This window comes from Methylobacterium sp. Leaf108, assembly GCF_001423265.1.
GTDB lineage: Bacteria > Pseudomonadota > Alphaproteobacteria > Rhizobiales > Beijerinckiaceae > Methylobacterium.
Genome location: NZ_LMND01000006.1, coordinates 62,307 through 77,041 on the forward strand (window position 1 = coordinate 62,307; position 14,735 = coordinate 77,041).

The following is a 14,735-nucleotide window of genomic DNA, read 5'->3' on the forward strand; positions in this document are numbered from 1 at the left end:
GTCGCCACCCGCCGCCAGACCCGCGGCGGCATCCCGGTCCAGCCCTGGAACGCCCGGCGTCCGCCCCATCGAACCATGCGGGCGACCGGGCTGCGCCCAACCTCCGCATTGCGGTTGCACCGCACCCTGCGCTAAGGCCGGCGCATGTGGACCCGCCTCGCCCATCCCGGCCATTTCCTGCGCTGGACCGCCCCCGTGATGCCCTGGCTCGCCGGGCTGTCGGCGGCGCTCCTGGCCTACGGGCTGTACCTGACCTGGTTCGTGGTGCCCGCCGACTACCAGCAGGGCGAGACCGTGCGGATCATGTACATCCACGTGCCGGCGGCCTGGCTCGGGGTATTCTTCTACGGGTCGATGGCGCTCTCGGCGATCGGCACCCTGGTCTGGCGCCATCCCCTCGCCGACGTGGCCCAGCGCGCCGCCGCCCCCATCGGCGCCGCCTTCACGCTGGTCTGCCTCGTCACCGGCTCGCTCTGGGGCAAGCCGATGTGGGGCACCTACTGGGTCTGGGACGCGCGGCTGACCTCGATGCTGATCCTGTTCCTGATCTACTGCGGCATCATCGCCCTGTGGCGGACCATCGAGGATCCCAACCGGGCCGCCCGCGCCATCGCGATCCTGACCCTGGTGGGCGCGGTAAACCTGCCCATCATCAAGTTCTCGGTGAACTGGTGGTCGACCCTGCATCAGCCGGCCTCGATCCTGCGCATGGGCGGCTCGACCATCGACCCGTCGATGCTCTACCCGCTGCTCCTCATGATCCTCGCCTTCACCCTGCTGGGGATCACCCTGCACTTGCAGGGGATGCGCACCGAGATCCTGCGCCGCCGGGTGCGGGTGCTGACCATCCGCGAGGCCGAGGCCCTGGACCAAGGCGGCGCGCGCCGGCCCACGCCCGCGTCCTCCCCCGTCCTCGATCGGGCGATCCCGGGTCTGTGACCGCGATGGATCTCGAGCCGCACGGGGGCTTCATCCTGGGAGCCTATGCCTTCACCGCCCTGGTGATCGGCGGGCTGATTCTCCACGCCCTGCGCGACGCGCGTGCCCAGCGCCGGACGCTGGCGGCGATGCAGGACGAGCGGACCGACGGACCTTCCGGAGAGCCCTCGTGAGCCGCGACACCCCTGCCGCCGTGCCCCGCCGGTCGCTGCTGACGATCCTGCCGGTGGTCGCCTTCGCGCTCCTGTGCGTGATCTTCTTCCTGCGCTTGCGTTCGGGGGCCGATCCGGCGGCGGTGCCCTCGGCGATGATCGGCCGGCCGGCCCCCGCCTTCACCCTGGAGGCGATGCCCGGCCTCGTCGGCGAGGACGGTCCGGTGCCGGGCCTGTCGAGCGACGAGCTCAAGGGCAAGGTGACGGTCCTGAACGTGTGGGCGTCGTGGTGCGCGCCCTGCCAGATCGAGCATCCCCAGCTAATGCGGCTGGCCCGCGAGCCCGGCCTGCGCCTCGTCGGCATCGACTACAAGGATTCGCCCGAGAACGGCCGCCGGTTCTTGAGCCGCAACGGCATCCCGTTCCAGGCGGTGGGCATGGACCCGACCGGCCGCACCGGCATCGACTTCGGCGTCTACGGCGTGCCCGAGACCTTCATCATCGGCCCCGACGGCGTCATCCGCGACAAGCTCGTGGGCATCCTGACGCCGGAGAACTACGCCTCCGTCCTCGGACGGATCAGGGCCGCGGCCGACAAGCGCTGAGCCTCACGCCTCCGGCGCGTCCTTGCGCTCGTGCCGCATTAGAAGCGGCGTCTGCGACAGGGCGAAGGCGATCGTCAGCGGCATGATGCCGAACACCTTGAAGCTCACCCAGAAATCCTCGGTCTGCGTGCGCCAGACCACCTCGTTGAGCACCGCCAGCACGAGGAAGAACAGGCCCCAGCGGAAGGTGAGCTTGCGCCAGCCCTCCTCGGTGAGGGCGAACACGCTGTCGAGCACGACCGACAACAGCGATTTGCCGAAGGCCAGCCCCCCGAGCAGGACGAGCCCGAACAACGTGTTCACGATGGTCGGCTTCATCATGATGAAGGTTTTGTCTTGCAGCGCCAGGGTGAGGCCGCCGAACACCACCACCACCACGCCGGAGACCAGCGGCATGATCGGCAGGCGCCGCATCAGGGCGTAGTGGATCGACAGCGCGATCACCGTCGCGGCGATGAACAGGCCCGTCGCCACGAACAGCTTCTGGTCGGGCGTGACGCCGAAGCGCTCGGCATAGGCGTTGGCGAAGAAGAACACCACGAGCGGCCCGAGTTCCAGCACGAGCTTGAGGAACGGCGGCAGATGACGCTTCGGGGGGACGGCTTCGATCTGCATGGTCTGTCCTCGGCCGCTCGGGCGCGGCATGGTCACTCCGGCGCCCGCGCTGTACACGGGTTTGAGCCCCCGCCTCAACCGGCCAGCTCCGGGAGCCCGCCGATGTCGATCACGATCGAGGACCCCGATTTCGAGACCCTGCTCGCCGAGGTCGCGGCCAGCGCCGGGCGGAATGGCACCGACCTGCTCGTGGACCTGCTGCGGCGCGAGCGGGAACGGCTGGACGAGGAACGCGCCCACCGTATTGCCGAGGGATTGAAGGCGGATGACGATCTTCGGGCGCAATGGTCCGCGCTTTCCGTGGTCGATGAGCGCATCCCTGTCGACGTCTTGTCCTACGACGAGAATGGACTGCCGGCGTGATCGTCGTCGACAGTTCGGTTTTCGTGGCGATCCTCCAGCACGAAACCGAGGCCGCCGCCTTGTCTCGCTCGCTGGCGTTGGCCAGCGAGCGGATGATGTCGGCCGCGACTTACCTCGAATGCGCCATGATCGCCGAGGGGCGGTTCGGCGGTCGGGCCGTCGTCGATACCTGGCTGACGCGCCGCGATATCGGCATACATCCGGTCGACCACGCCCTCGCCCAGCGCGCGGCCGATGCCTTTGCCCGGTACGGCAAAGGCCGGCACCCGGCCGGCCTGAACTTCGGCGATTGCTTTTCCTACGCCCTGGCTCAGGCCCTCGGAGCGCCGCTGCTTTTCAAAGGTAACGATTTCTCCAGGACCGACATCGCGATCGCCTAATCCGCCTCCAGCCCCGCGATCGCCCGTGCGAAGTCGCGCGCCGCGAACGGCTCGAGATCCTCCACCCCTTCGCCGACCCCGATGAAGTGCACCGGCAGGCCGAACTTGGCGGCCAGCGCCACCAGGATGCCGCCGCGCGCCGTGCCGTCGAGCTTGGTCATCACGAGGCCGGTGACGTTGGCGGCCTTCGAGAACAGTTCGACCTGGCTGATCGCGTTCTGGCCCACCGTCGCGTCGAGGACGAGGAGCACCGCGTGGGGGGCGTCGGGGTCGATCTTGCGGATCACGCGCAGGATCTTCTCCAGCTCGGCCATCAGCCCGGTCTTGTTCTGGAGACGCCCCGCGGTGTCGATCAGGAGGACGTCGGTGCCCGCCGCCTTGGCCGCCTTGAAGGCCTCGAAGGCGAGGCCGGCGGCGTCCGCCCCTTGCGCGCCCGCCACCACCGGCACCCCGGTGCGCTCGCCCCAGACCTTGAGCTGCTCGATGGCGGCGGCGCGGAAGGTGTCACCGGCCGCCAACATCACGCTGCGCCCCTCGGCCTTCAGCTTGAGGGACAGCTTGCCGATGGTGGTGGTCTTGCCCGCGCCGTTGACCCCGATCATCAGGATCACGAACGGTCGTTTCGCGCCATCGACCACCAGCGGCAACGCGACGGGGAGCAGCGCCCGCTCGACCTCCGCGGCCAGGATGGCCCTGACCTCGTCGGGCGAGATCCCCTTCTCGTAGCGGCCCTTGCCCACGGCCTCCGAGATCCGCATGGCGGTCTCGACCCCGAAATCGGCCTGGATCAGGGCGTCTTCCAGTTCCTCCAGGGTGTCTGCATCGAGCTTGCGCTTGGTGAAGAGGCCGGTCACCCGTTCCGACAGGGCGGAGGAGGTCCGCTTCATGCCGCCCGTCAGCCGGCTCCACCAGCCGCGCTTCTCCGGCTCGGACAGGACGACCTCGGGCATGACCACCTGAACCGCCACGGGCGCGGGGTCCGGTTCGGGCTCCGGCGTCAGAGACGTCGCCGGCGCCTCCTCCACCGCCTCCTCCACCGGCTGGAGGTCGGCGCCCTCGATCTCGTCGGGGACGGCGTTCTTGTCGGAATCGACCTGCGACGGCTCGCTCGCCGGCAGCGGGACATGGGCCACGTCCGCCGCGCCCGTGGCGAAGTCCGGCTGGCCTTCCGAGATCGAGGCAGGGGAATCGAGGGGCGGCGCCACCGGCTCGGCTGCGGGAGTGGGCTCCGGCCTGGCATCCGCCTTGGCATCCGGCGGCTGGACCGGCACCGGCTCCGGCGGCCACGCCTCCTCCTTCTTGCCGAACATCCGGCGCAGCAGCCAGCCCGGCCTCTTGTCGTCGCTCATTCCCGCTTGCTCCCTGGTCCCGGCGGCGTTAGCGCGAGACCATGCCCCCAGCCGATGCCCTCGTAGCAGACATAGGCGCCCGCCTCCTCTACCGCGATGGCCTGATTCTCGTCATCGACAAGCCGGCCGGACTGCCCGTCCATCCCGGCCCGAAGGGCGGCGAGACCCTGACCGACCACCTCGACGGCCTGCGGTTCGGCCTTCCGCGCCGTCCCGAGGTCGCCCATCGGCTCGACCGCGACACCTCCGGCTGCCTGGCGCTGGGGCGCCATCCCAAGGCGCTCGCCCGCCTGAACAAGCTGTTCGCCGCCAGCGGAAGCGTCGGCAAGACCTACTGGGCGCTGGTGGAAGGCGGCCCGGACGAGGCGGACGGCAGCATCGATCTGCCCCTCGCCCGGCGCTCCGACGACCCGCGCAGCTGGTGGATGAAGGTCGACCCGGCCGGCGACCCCTCCCTGACCCGGTGGCAGGTGCTGGGCCGCTCGCCCGACCGGGCCCTGACCTGGCTGGCGCTGACCCCCGTCACCGGGCGGACGCACCAGCTGCGGGTGCATTGCGCCGCTTCTGGATGGCCGATCCTCGGCGATCCGATCTACGGCACGGCCCCGCGCTTCGGCGGACCGGGGCTGCAGCTCCATGCGCGGGCCTTGAGCCTGCCGCTCTATCCGAAGAAGCCGCCCATCCTCGTCACCGCCCCGGCCCCGGCGCACATGGCGCCCATGCTCGCCGAATGCGGGTGGCAGGGGGAATCCGAGAGCTGATCTCCGGTCTCCTCGTCCTGGCGAGGCACCGTCCCGTGGCGAGGCATCGTCTCGCGGGCAGGCATCGTCTCGCGGGCAGGCATCGTCTCGCGGGAAGACATCTTCGGGTTTGCTCTCTCTCCACCCGCCGTCCTATCTGAGGACGCAGCCGGCCGGCCGGCCGCTGCTTCGTTCGTCCTGACCGGAGCCGCGTCCTGGTACCGTCCCCCACCTCGGCCTACCTCGTCGTCTCCCTGGCCGGCACCACCTGCGCCCTGGCGCAGGTCGAGGTCAGCGAGATCCTGCCCCTGCCGCGCCTGCACCGACCGCCGGCGGCCGGCGCGATGCTGGCCGGGTTCCTCGATCTCGGCGGCCTTCCGGTGCCGGTGATCGACCTGCCGCGCCTGCTCGGCCTGCGGGGAGAAGCGCGGGTGCCCGAGGACGAGAACCCCTACCGCCACCTGGTGCTCGCCGCCGACGGGGCCGCCGCCTTCCTGGTCGACCGGGTCGACGACCTCGTCCGGGTGGGGGATGAGGCGGTGCACCCGATCTCGCAGACGAGCACGCTGAACGGCTGCGTCGTCGCCGAACTGTCGCGGCAGGACCGCCTCGTACCGATCCTCGCGGTGCCGCGCATCCTCACCCTTGAGGAGCGTGACCGGCTCGCCGCCCTCGCCGCGCGCGAGGCCGACCGCCTCGCGGCGTTCCCGGCGGCGTGATGGCGACCCGCACGACCCGGCCGGGCCCGGAGACCGATCCGGGCTATCCCGCCCTGAAGGCGGCGGTGATCGCGCGCACCGGCCACCACTACTACCGCGACAAGGACGGGCTGCTGTTCGACCGCCTGTACCGGCGTTTCAAGGCCTGCGGGCTGACCGACGCCGGGGCCTATCTCGCCCATCTCTCCGGACCGGAGACGGGACCGCCCGAGTGGGCCGCCCTCGAATCCGAGATCACCATCGGCGAGACGTTCTTCTTTCGCTACGCCGAGCAGTTCGCGGCCCTGCGCCGGACCATCCTGCCCGGCCTGATCGCCGCCAGGGCACAGAGCCGGACCCTGCGGATCTGGAGTGCGGGCTGTTCCACCGGGGCCGAGCCGCATTCGATCGCGATCCTGCTCCACGACCTCCTCGGCCAGGACCTGCCGACCTGGCGCATCGCCATCACCGGAACCGACATCAGCGACGCCGCGCTCGCCGTGGCCCGCTCGGGGACCTACGGGCGCTGGGCGCTGCGGACGCTGCCCGTCGAGGACCAGGAACGCTTCTTCGTCACCGGCCCCGGTGCGCCCGGCGCGTCCCGGGACGGCAGCTTCACCCTGCGTCCGCACTTCCGGCGGATGGTAACCTTCGAGAACCAGAACCTCCTCGGATTGCTCGACGACGGCCTGCCGCGGTTTTCCGACGTCGACCTGATCCTGTGCCGCAACGTCCTCATCTACTTCGAGGCCCGGGTCGTGTTCGACCTCGTGAACGCCTTCGGCCGGCGGTTGAAGCCCGATGGCTGGCTTCTCCTCGGCCATGCCGAGCCGAACCCGTCGTTCTGCGAGATCCTCGACCCCGTCAACCTGCCCGGCACCGTCGCCTACCGTCCCCGCGGCGCCATGCCGGCCGAGCCGGAGGGGACGCCGCAGCACGCCGTCATCGCGCCCACCCCCTGGCGTCCCCTCCCCGCCCCCCCTGCACCGGTGCGGGTGGAATCCACCTGGGTGAGCCCGGTGCGGGCGCACCCAGAACCGGCCTCCCCGCCGCCGCCGCGGACGGACCCCCTCGACCGGATCAGGACCCTGGCCGACACCGGCGCGGTCGCCGAGGCCTGGCGCGCGGTGCGCACGGCCCTCGTCGAGGGGCCGACGCAGCCCGCCCTCCACTATTACGACGGGCTGCTCGCCTGGAGCCTGGGCCGCGAGGTCGAGGCCGAACGCGCCTTGCGCGGTGCGATCTACCTCGACGGCGACTTCGTCATGGCCCATTACCAGCTCGGCCTTCTGTTGACGGGGGTGGGTCGCCGCGAGGCGGCCGCGCGCAGCCTCGACAACGCCGTCCGGATCGCCCGGCGCCTCGCGGCGGAGGACGAGGTGCCCGAGGGCGACGGCCTGCGCGCGGGCCAACTCGTCGCGACGGCCATCCTGGCCCGCGACGGCCTTCGAGAGGACGCGACGTGACGGCTGGGGCCCTGATCGACGGCAGGACGCAGGCGCGGCTCGACGCGCTGCTCGACGAGCGCTCCGCGACCCTGGCCAGGCGCGGCCGGTCGGGCACCCGCGTCGCGACCCGCCCGGTGCTCCTGTGCCTGTGCGGGCCGGACCGCTACGGCCTGCCGCTCGGCGAAGTCGCCCAGGTCATGCCGGCGCGGGCCTGCACGCCCGTGCCGGGCGCGCCCGCGGCGGTGCTCGGCCTCGTGGCGCTCTCGGGCCGCGTCGTCAGCGTGATCGGCCTCGCCGAGGCGTTGGGACGCCCCGCGGAGGGGCTCGGACGCCCCGCGGGGATGACGGACAACGCTGGGTGGGAAACGGACGGCGAGGTGCCCACCGGCCATTTCGTGTTGCTGCGCGGCACCGGGGCGGCCATCGCCCTGGCGGTCGACCGTGTCGAGGCCGTGATCGCCATTCCCGTCGAGGCCGCTCCGGCCGGCGGCGAGGCCCCGGCGGGGCTGCGGGAGGCAAGCCTGGGAAGCGGAGCGGTTTCGGTCTATCAAGCGGGCGGATCGCACCCCGGGGCGGTCGTGGTCATCGACCCGCGGCTGCTGATCCATCGCTACCTGTCGTGAGCCCGCGTCCGTCGGACGGCGGCGCATCCACGGCGAATCCGGTCAGAGGAGCAGGGACGCAAGCGTGACGATCTCGATTGGACGACGCATCCTCCTCGGCTTCGTGGTCGTCATCCTCGTGATGGTGGCTCTGGGCGCCTACGCCCTCACCCAGATCAGCGCCGTGCGCGACAATACCAACACGATCATCAGCCGCGACCTGTCCGTGGCGCGCAAGCTCGACGACCTGGCCAACAAGGCCCGCGACCTCGGCATCCTGCGCCGCAACGCCGTGATCGCCAGCCTGTTGCGCAACAGGTCCGACGCGGACCAGACCGTGACCACCGACGGCTGGCGCCGCACCGCCGACGAGGTCGATGCCATCATCGCGGACCTCGTCCGCACCACGAGCGACTACTCCGCCACCGCCCCGTCGCCCGAGCGCGCCGCGATCTGGAAGCGGCTGTCCGAGGCGTCCACGACGACCGTCGGCGCCTTCCGCCAGCTGCGTTCGGCCAGCGAAGGCCAGCTCGCCGCCATCGCCGCCAGGGACACCGCCGGCATGGAGGGCCGGACCGAGGCCCTCGACCGCTCCCAGGAGGCACTCCTGCGCGACGTCGAGCGCACCCGCGACCTCCTCGACGAGGGCATCGCCGCCGGCCAGCGCCGGTCCACCGAGATCTACGACCTCAGCCGCCTGTCGATCGCCCTGTTCCTGTCCGCCTGCATCGTGATCAGCCTCGTGGTCACCGCGTTGATCCGGCGCGGGGTGGTGACGCCCCTCGAGGAGGTCATGGTGTTCGCCGAGCGGGTCGGCGGCGGCGACCTCACCGGCACCCTCGCGCGCACCGGCGGGGACGAGTTCGGTCGCCTCAGCGCCACCTTCAACGCCATGGTGTCGGGGCTGGCCGACCTGGCGCGCACCAACCGGGCCGCCACCGCCGACCTCAACGCTGCCGCAGCCCAGATCCGGGCCTCGGCCCAGGAGCAGGCGGCCAGCGTCGAGGAGCAGTTCGCCGCTGTCCAGGAGACCGCCGCCACGGTGGACGAGATCACCCATTCGGGAGCCCAGATCGGCAAGCGCGCCACCGAGGTGATCGCCACGGCGCAATCCACCGCCCAGACCTCGCGCGCCGGCCTGCGGGCGGTCGCCGACACGGTCAAGGCCATGGACGCGATCCGCGAGCAGGCCGAGGCGGCGGCCGGCAACATCGTCTCGCTCAGCGAGAAGACGCAGGCCATCGGCGAGATCATCACCACGGTCAACGACATCTCGGAGCGCACCCATCTCCTGGCCCTCAACGCCGCCATCGAGGCGGCGGCGGCGGGCGAGAGCGGGCGCAGCTTCGCGATCGTCGCCTCTGAGATGAAGCTGCTGGCCGACCAGGCCAAGGCCGCCACCGGCCAGGTGCGCACGATCCTCTCCGAGATCCAGCGCGGCATCAACACCTCGGTGATGCTCACGGAGGAGGCGGTCAAGCGGGCGGCGGCCGGCAAGGCCCGCTCCGACACCACCCAGCGCACCATCGAGGAGATCACCGCCCGGGTCGAGGAGAACGTGCAGACCTTCCAGCAGATCGTCGCCTCGACCAACCAGCAGCAACTCGGCATCGAGCAGGTGATGGGCGCCCTCCAGAACATCCGTCAGGCGAGCCAGCAGACCGCCGCGGGCACCCGCGAGGTGGAGGCGGCCTCGGCCAACCTCACCGAGTTGGCCCAGGCGCTGATGACCCTGGCCGACCGTTACCGGCACTGAGCCCGGCCGCCGGGCGTGGACATCCGACAGCAGCTCCTCGAGGCCTTCGCCATCGAGTACCGCGAGCACGTGGACGTGATCCGCGCCGCGCTCGCCGCCGGCGCGGAGGCGCGCGCGCCGGACTGGAACGACATCTTCCGCCGGGCGCACAGCCTCAAGGGGGCGTCGCGCGCGGTGGACCTGCCGGCGGTGGAGGCGGTGGCCCATCGCCTCGAGACCCTGTTCGAGCGGATCGTCGAGGGCTCCGCCGCCCTCGACCGGGCCGCCCATGCGGCGGTGGACCTCGCCCTCGACCGGATCGAGGCCTGCGTCGCCGACCTGCAGCGGGGCCTGACGCCCTCCCCTCCCCAGGATGCGCTGGCGGCCCTCGACCGTTGTCTGGCCGGTCCGGGCGAAACGGATCGGGCCGGCCCGGCCCCGCCACCGGCCCGCGCGGAGCCGGCGGCCGAAACCCCGCTGCCTTCCGCGCCCGAGCCCGCCGGAGAATCCGGCCCCACGGTCCTGCGGGTACCCGCCGATGCGGTGGAGGCCCTCACCCGCGCCGCCCACGAACTCGGCACCGCCCTGATCGGCGAAGGGTCGGTGGCCGAGGGCCTGGCGCGGATCCGGTCCGGCGCCCTCGAACTCGGCCGACGGGCCGAGCGGTTCCGGTCCGCCGCCGACGGGGCCGGGCGACAGCCGGCGGCCGTGGACGCGAAGGCCCTCGACGCGGCGCTGGCGGAGATGCGCGTGCTGGAGGCCGGCCTGCTCGGGCTGGCCAGGGATGCGACCAGCCTGTCCCGGCAGCGTAGCGTCGTGGCCTCGGCGGTCGAGGCCGCGGCCTCGCGGGTGCGTGACGAGACCGAGCGCCTCGCCCTGGTGCCGGCGGAGGCGGCGTTCGGCGGGTTTGCCCGGGTCTTGCGTGACATGGCCCGCGACGCCGGGGCCGATGTCGACGTGAGCGCCACCGGCCTCGACCTTCCGGTAGATCGGGCCATGCTCCAGGCACTCAAGGACCCCGTGCTGCACGCTTTGCGCAACGCCCTGAGCCACGGCGCGGAGCCGGCCCCGGTTCGCGCCCGCCTCGGCAAGCCCCCGGCCATGGCGATCGGTCTCGACGTGGCGGTCCGGGGCGGGCGCCTCATGGTCACGGTCGTCGACGACGGGCGCGGGCCGGATCTCGGCGCCATCGCCGAGACGGCCCGGCGGCGCGGCCTCCTGGCGGGCGCGTCCGATCCCGAGACCCTGCTCGCGGTGGTGTTCGAGCCCGGTTTCTCCACGAGTACGGGGGTGGACACCCTGTCGGGACGCGGCATCGGCCTTTCGGTGGTCGCCGACACGGTGCGCCGCCTCGACGGAACCGTGCGGTTGCAGCCGCGCGATCCCTGGGGCACCGCCCTCGTCATGAGCCTGCCGTTGCAGGCGGCGCGGCGCAGCCTGCTGCTCGTCGAGGCCGGATCGGCCACCTACGCTCTGCCGAGCCGGTCGATCGAGCGGCTCCTGCGCATCGAACGCGGCAGCGTTTCGAGCGTGATGGGGCGCTCCGTCCTGACCCTGGCGGCCGAGGCGGCCCCGCAGGCCGACGAGGCCGGCCTCACGGTGCCCGTCGCCCACCTCGCCGACCTCGTCGGCGGAGCCCCGCAGTCGCGGCAGGCGGCGGAGCCCGGTGCGATGAACGCCGTCCTCCTGCGGGACGGCCAGCGCCGCTGCGTGCTGGAGGCCGACCGACTCCTCGACGTCCGCACCCTGCTGGTGATGCCGGCGCCGCCGGTGACCGGCGACCGCCGGCTGGTGGTGGGAACGGTGATCGTCGACGGCAGCCGGCCCGTCCTGGTCCTCGACCCCGACGAGGTGGTGGGACGGGCCGCCGAAAGCCGTGCCGCGGCCGCGCCCGCCCTGTCGCAGCGCGGAACAATCGCCTCCGCCCGCCGTTCGACGATCCTCGTCGTCGATGATTCGATCACCACCCGCACCTTGGAGAAGGGCATCTTGGAAGCGGCGGGGTATCGCGTGGTGGTCTGCGTCGACGGACAGGATGCCCTCGACCGCCTGCGGGCGGCGATCGAGCCCGTGGACCTCGTGGTGGCGGACGTCGAGATGCCGCGCCTCGACGGCTTCGGTCTCCTCGAAGCCCTTCGCGCCGAGCCGGCCTTCGCGCGCCTCCCGATCGTTCTCATGACGTCGCGGGGTGACCCCGACGACGTCGCCCGCGGCCTCGCGTTGGGCGCGGACGCCTACCTGACCAAGCAGGGCTTCGACCAGGGCCGGCTCCTCGACACGATCGGGCAACTGCTGTGAGCCTGTCGACCGCAGCGGCGCGGGTGCGGGTGATGATCGTCGAGGATTCCCTCGTCGTGCGCCAGCTGCTGACCCACATCGTCGGACGCGACCCGCGCCTCGAAGTGGTGGCGGCGGTCGCCTCGGGCGAGGCGGCGCTGGCCGAGATCGCTACGGTGCGTCCCGACGTCATCTCGATGGACATCCGTCTGCCCGGCATCGACGGCCTCGAGACCACCCGCCGGATCATGGCCGAACAGCCGACGCCCATCGTGGTGATCGCCGATTCGGTGGAGGATTCCTCCCTCTCGATCTCGATGAACGCCCTTCGCGCCGGCGCGCTCTCCGTGGTCGAGAAACCGGTGGCGACGACGCATGCCGGCTACGATGCGGTGGCCGCCGAGATCTGCACGCAACTGCGCATCATGGCCGAGGTCCCTGTGATCCGGCGCCGGCCGATCGGCGCGGAGTGGTCGCGGCGCAGGTCGGCGGACCCCTCGGCGCCGGTCGAGCCGCGCCGCCTGATGGAGAGTTTCACCGTGGCCGCCATCGCGGCCTCCACCGGCGGGCCGCCGGCGCTGGCGCGGGTCATCGGCGCCCTGCCCCTCGACTTCCCCCTCCCCATCCTGCTGGTGCAGCACATGGGTCCCGCCTTCATGGAGGGGTTCGCGGCCTGGCTCGACGGCGTCGTCGCGCTGCCGGTGGCGCTCGCCCGCGACGGGGCCCGCGCCGAACCCGGACACGTCTACGTCGCCCCCGGCGACCGCCATCTCGAACTCGGGCCGGGCTTCGTCCTGCGGATCTCGGACGCCCCACCGGTCGGGGGGCAGAGGCCCGCCGCCACCGTGCTGTTCCGGTCGGTGGCGCGCCATGCCGGTGCGCGCGGCATCGGACTCCTGCTCACCGGCATGGGCGAGGACGGGGCCCTGGGCCTGCTCGACCTGTATCGCACCGGGGCCGCCACGGTGGCCGAGGACGAAAGCACGGCGGTCGTGTTCGGCATGCCGGCCGCCGCCATCCGGCTCTCTGCCGCCCGCAGCATCCTGCCCCTCGACCGCATCGCTGCCCATCTCATGCGGCTCGCCCAGAGCGAGCCCGGGGCATGACGGCGCTTCCGGACCCGGCCGCGCGGGCTCCGCGCATCCTTCTCGTGGAGGATTCGGAGACGCAGGCGCTCGAACTGCGCCTGCTCCTCGAGTCGCAGGGGTTCTCCGTTTCGCGCTGCGCCACCGCCGAGGCGGCCCTCGACCACCTCAACACCGGCCTGCCCGACCTCGTGGTGGCCGACTACCACCTGCCGGGCATGAACGGCGACGAGTTCACCCGGCAGATGCGGTTGTCGCTGCGCACCCGCACCCTGCCTCTGCTGATGCTCACCGGTGCCCGCGACGGCGAGCGCCAGGGCCTCGACAGCGGCGCGGACGCCTATGTCGCCAAGTCCGCCGACCGGGACATCCTCATCCTGCGCATCCGCGCCCTCCTGCGCGAGCGTGGCGGCGAGGCACCGGCCGAGAGCCCGGGCATTTCCGCCTTCCGCCGCGGCCGGGTTCTGGTGGTGGACGGCAGCGCCACCTACCGCACCTTCCTCGCCGGGCTGCTCGCCCACGAAGGCCACGCCGTCCGGGCGGTGGAGGGCGAGGCGGCCGCACTGGGGGCCCTGGCGGACCCGGAGGCCGCCTTCGACTGCATCACCGTCGACCTCATGGGCCACGCCTACGACGGCCTCGCCCTGTGCCGGGCCATCGACAGGCACCGCTCCGCCGAGCGCGAGACCCGCGAGGCCGGGACGCCGACCTTCCAGCTCGTGGGCATCGCCGGCAGCGCCCCGGCCAAGGATTTCCTGGTGCAGGCCTTCGCCGCCGGCGCCGACGACGTCGTCTCGAAGGCCGATGCCGAAATCCTGGTGATGCGGGTGCGCGGCCTCGTCCGGCGCAAGCTCCTCGAGGAGGACAACCGGCGCATCGCCGGCGAGTTCGGGCTGCGCGAGCAGGCCCTCGAACGAGCCCGCGCCGAGGCGGAGGCGGCCGAGGCCCGCGCCGCCCTGGCCGGTGCCCTCGAACGGGCCAACCGCGACCTCGCCACCGCCAACCGCAAGCTCACCGACGCCCAGGCCAAGCTCGTCCAGGCCGCCAAGATGGCCTCGCTCGGCGAACTCGTGGCCGGAATCGCCCACGAGATCAACAATCCCCTGGCCTTCATCCTCGCCCACCAGGGCACCGTGGAGCGGCTGCTCAGCGAAGTGCCGGCGCCCGAAGGGGACGCGGGTGCGATCAAGGCCCTCGCCAAGGCCCGCGACCGGGTCGGTTCGATGCGCATGGGCCTCACACGCATCCAGGACCTCGTCCTGAACCTGCGCAAGTTCTCCCGCCTCGACGAGGGCGAGCGCACCCGCGTCAACGTCCCCGAGGCCATCGAGACCGTGCTCTCGCTGATCCAGCACAAGCTCGGCGACCGCATCACGGTGGCCCGCGACCTGGCCGGCCGCCCGGAGATCCATTGCACGCCGGCCCTGCTCAACCAGGTCGTCATGAATATTCTCGGCAATGCCGCCGATGCGATGCCCGGCGGAGGCACCATTTCCATCGTCACCCACAGTACCGACGAGACCGACTGGATCCGCATTAGCGATACCGGGACGGGAATCCCCGAGACGTTGCGCGAAAAGATCTTCGAGCCGTTCTATACGACCAAACCCGTCGGGTCCGGCACCGGGCTCGGACTTGCCATTGCCTACAGCGTCGTCCAGGCCCATAGCGGCTCGCTCGGCGTCGAAACGGCGCCGGGGGGCGGGGCCTGCTTCGTGATCGGCATACCGCGGCAGACGGCATGAGC

At 72.0% G+C, this 14,735-nt stretch carries 15 protein-coding genes; 13 read left to right on the forward strand and 2 right to left on the reverse strand.

Annotation, left to right across the window (positions count from 1 at the left end; translation table 11 throughout):
• The first annotated feature begins 144 nt into the window (after positions 1–144).
• Genes ASF39_RS06300 through ASF39_RS06305 form a run of 3 tightly spaced genes read left to right on the forward strand, consistent with a single transcriptional unit; the run spans position 145 to position 1,696 of the window.
• Positions 145–939: a heme ABC transporter permease gene (locus ASF39_RS06300; protein ID WP_056282001.1), complete on the forward strand. Its 795-nt coding sequence runs from the start codon at positions 145–147 to the stop codon at positions 937–939.
• Between the two features lie 5 nt (positions 940–944).
• Positions 945–1,112 carry a heme exporter protein CcmD gene (gene ccmD / locus ASF39_RS20305; RefSeq protein WP_082494403.1) on the forward strand — a complete coding sequence of 56 codons (168 nt, stop codon included), beginning with the start codon at positions 945–947 and terminating at the stop codon, positions 1,110–1,112.
• The gene (locus tag ASF39_RS06305) at positions 1,109–1,696 is read left to right on the forward strand and encodes a DsbE family thiol:disulfide interchange protein (RefSeq protein WP_056282005.1); all 588 of its coding nucleotides are present in this window, start codon (positions 1,109–1,111) and stop codon (positions 1,694–1,696) included. Before ccmD ends, ASF39_RS06305 begins: the two co-directional genes overlap by 4 nt.
• A 3-nt stretch (positions 1,697–1,699) precedes the next feature.
• Here the strand turns inward: ASF39_RS06305 and ASF39_RS06310 are convergent, their stop codons facing one another.
• Complete coding sequence (locus tag ASF39_RS06310) at positions 1,700–2,311, reverse strand: septation protein A (RefSeq protein WP_056282007.1); 612 nt, start codon at positions 2,309–2,311, stop codon at positions 1,700–1,702.
• Positions 2,312–2,413: 102 nt separating this feature from the next.
• Here ASF39_RS06310 and ASF39_RS06315 point away from each other — a divergent pair, with 102 nt between their 5' ends.
• On the forward strand, positions 2,414–2,674 hold the full coding sequence (locus ASF39_RS06315; protein WP_056282010.1) for a type II toxin-antitoxin system VapB family antitoxin: 261 nt from the start codon (positions 2,414–2,416) through the stop codon (positions 2,672–2,674).
• A complete protein-coding gene (locus ASF39_RS06320) occupies positions 2,671–3,054 on the forward strand; it encodes a type II toxin-antitoxin system VapC family toxin (RefSeq protein WP_348271510.1) in 384 nt (127 codons plus the stop codon). The genes ASF39_RS06315 and ASF39_RS06320 overlap by 4 nt, the downstream gene beginning before the upstream one ends.
• On the opposite strand, the gene ftsY is transcribed toward ASF39_RS06320, so the two are convergent.
• A complete protein-coding gene (ftsY, locus tag ASF39_RS06325; RefSeq protein ID WP_056282014.1) occupies positions 3,051–4,403 on the reverse strand; it encodes a signal recognition particle-docking protein FtsY in 1,353 nt (450 codons plus the stop codon). The two genes, ASF39_RS06320 and ftsY, sit on opposite strands and share 4 nt — an antisense overlap.
• A 41-nt stretch (positions 4,404–4,444) precedes the next feature.
• Between ftsY and ASF39_RS06330 the strand changes: the two genes are divergently transcribed.
• From ASF39_RS06330 to ASF39_RS06365, 8 genes are all read left to right on the forward strand, one after another.
• Positions 4,445–5,164 (forward strand): RluA family pseudouridine synthase, encoded by a 720-nt coding sequence (locus tag ASF39_RS06330; protein ID WP_055881610.1) that lies wholly within the window; start codon positions 4,445–4,447, stop codon positions 5,162–5,164.
• A gap of 194 nt (positions 5,165–5,358) precedes the next feature.
• Positions 5,359–5,862: a chemotaxis protein CheW gene (locus tag ASF39_RS06335; RefSeq protein ID WP_056282017.1), complete on the forward strand. Its 504-nt coding sequence runs from the start codon at positions 5,359–5,361 to the stop codon at positions 5,860–5,862.
• Positions 5,862–7,307 carry a protein-glutamate O-methyltransferase CheR gene (locus tag ASF39_RS06340; RefSeq protein WP_056282020.1) on the forward strand — a complete coding sequence of 482 codons (1,446 nt, stop codon included), beginning with the start codon at positions 5,862–5,864 and terminating at the stop codon, positions 7,305–7,307. Before ASF39_RS06335 ends, ASF39_RS06340 begins: the two co-directional genes overlap by 1 nt.
• Entirely contained in the window at positions 7,304–7,912 is a 609-nt protein-coding gene (locus ASF39_RS06345) for a chemotaxis protein CheW (RefSeq protein ID WP_056282024.1), read from the forward strand. Before ASF39_RS06340 ends, ASF39_RS06345 begins: the two co-directional genes overlap by 4 nt.
• Before the next feature lie 64 nt (positions 7,913–7,976).
• Positions 7,977–9,647 (forward strand): methyl-accepting chemotaxis protein, encoded by a 1,671-nt coding sequence (locus ASF39_RS06350; protein ID WP_056282026.1) that lies wholly within the window; start codon positions 7,977–7,979, stop codon positions 9,645–9,647.
• Positions 9,648–9,662: 15 nt separating this feature from the next.
• Positions 9,663–11,924 (forward strand): response regulator, encoded by a 2,262-nt coding sequence (locus ASF39_RS06355; protein ID WP_056282028.1) that lies wholly within the window; start codon positions 9,663–9,665, stop codon positions 11,922–11,924.
• A gap of 32 nt (positions 11,925–11,956) precedes the next feature.
• Positions 11,957–13,009, forward strand: a complete 1,053-nt coding sequence (cheB, locus tag ASF39_RS06360) for a chemotaxis-specific protein-glutamate methyltransferase CheB (RefSeq protein WP_056282059.1) — start codon at positions 11,957–11,959, stop codon at positions 13,007–13,009.
• Positions 13,006–14,733 carry a response regulator gene (locus ASF39_RS06365; RefSeq protein ID WP_056282031.1) on the forward strand — a complete coding sequence of 576 codons (1,728 nt, stop codon included), beginning with the start codon at positions 13,006–13,008 and terminating at the stop codon, positions 14,731–14,733. The genes cheB and ASF39_RS06365 overlap by 4 nt, the downstream gene beginning before the upstream one ends.
• The last annotated feature ends 2 nt before the right edge of the window (positions 14,734–14,735 follow it).

Coding starts and splice junctions, on each gene's coding strand:
- ASF39_RS06315 (WP_056282010.1), top strand. CDS start 2,414: ATGTCGATCACGATCGAGGACCCCGATTTCGAGACCCTGCTCGCCGAG.
- ASF39_RS06300 (WP_056282001.1), top strand. CDS start 145: ATGTGGACCCGCCTCGCCCATCCCGGCCATTTCCTGCGCTGGACCGCC.
- ftsY (WP_056282014.1), bottom strand. CDS start 4,403: ATGAGCGACGACAAGAGGCCGGGCTGGCTGCTGCGCCGGATGTTCGGC.
- ASF39_RS06330 (WP_055881610.1), top strand. CDS start 4,445: ATGCCCCCAGCCGATGCCCTCGTAGCAGACATAGGCGCCCGCCTCCTC.
- cheB (WP_056282059.1), top strand. CDS start 11,957: ATGATCGTCGAGGATTCCCTCGTCGTGCGCCAGCTGCTGACCCACATC.
- ccmD (WP_082494403.1), top strand. CDS start 945: ATGGATCTCGAGCCGCACGGGGGCTTCATCCTGGGAGCCTATGCCTTC.
- ASF39_RS06340 (WP_056282020.1), top strand. CDS start 5,862: ATGGCGACCCGCACGACCCGGCCGGGCCCGGAGACCGATCCGGGCTAT.
- ASF39_RS06310 (WP_056282007.1), bottom strand. CDS start 2,311: ATGCAGATCGAAGCCGTCCCCCCGAAGCGTCATCTGCCGCCGTTCCTC.
- ASF39_RS06365 (WP_056282031.1), top strand. CDS start 13,006: ATGACGGCGCTTCCGGACCCGGCCGCGCGGGCTCCGCGCATCCTTCTC.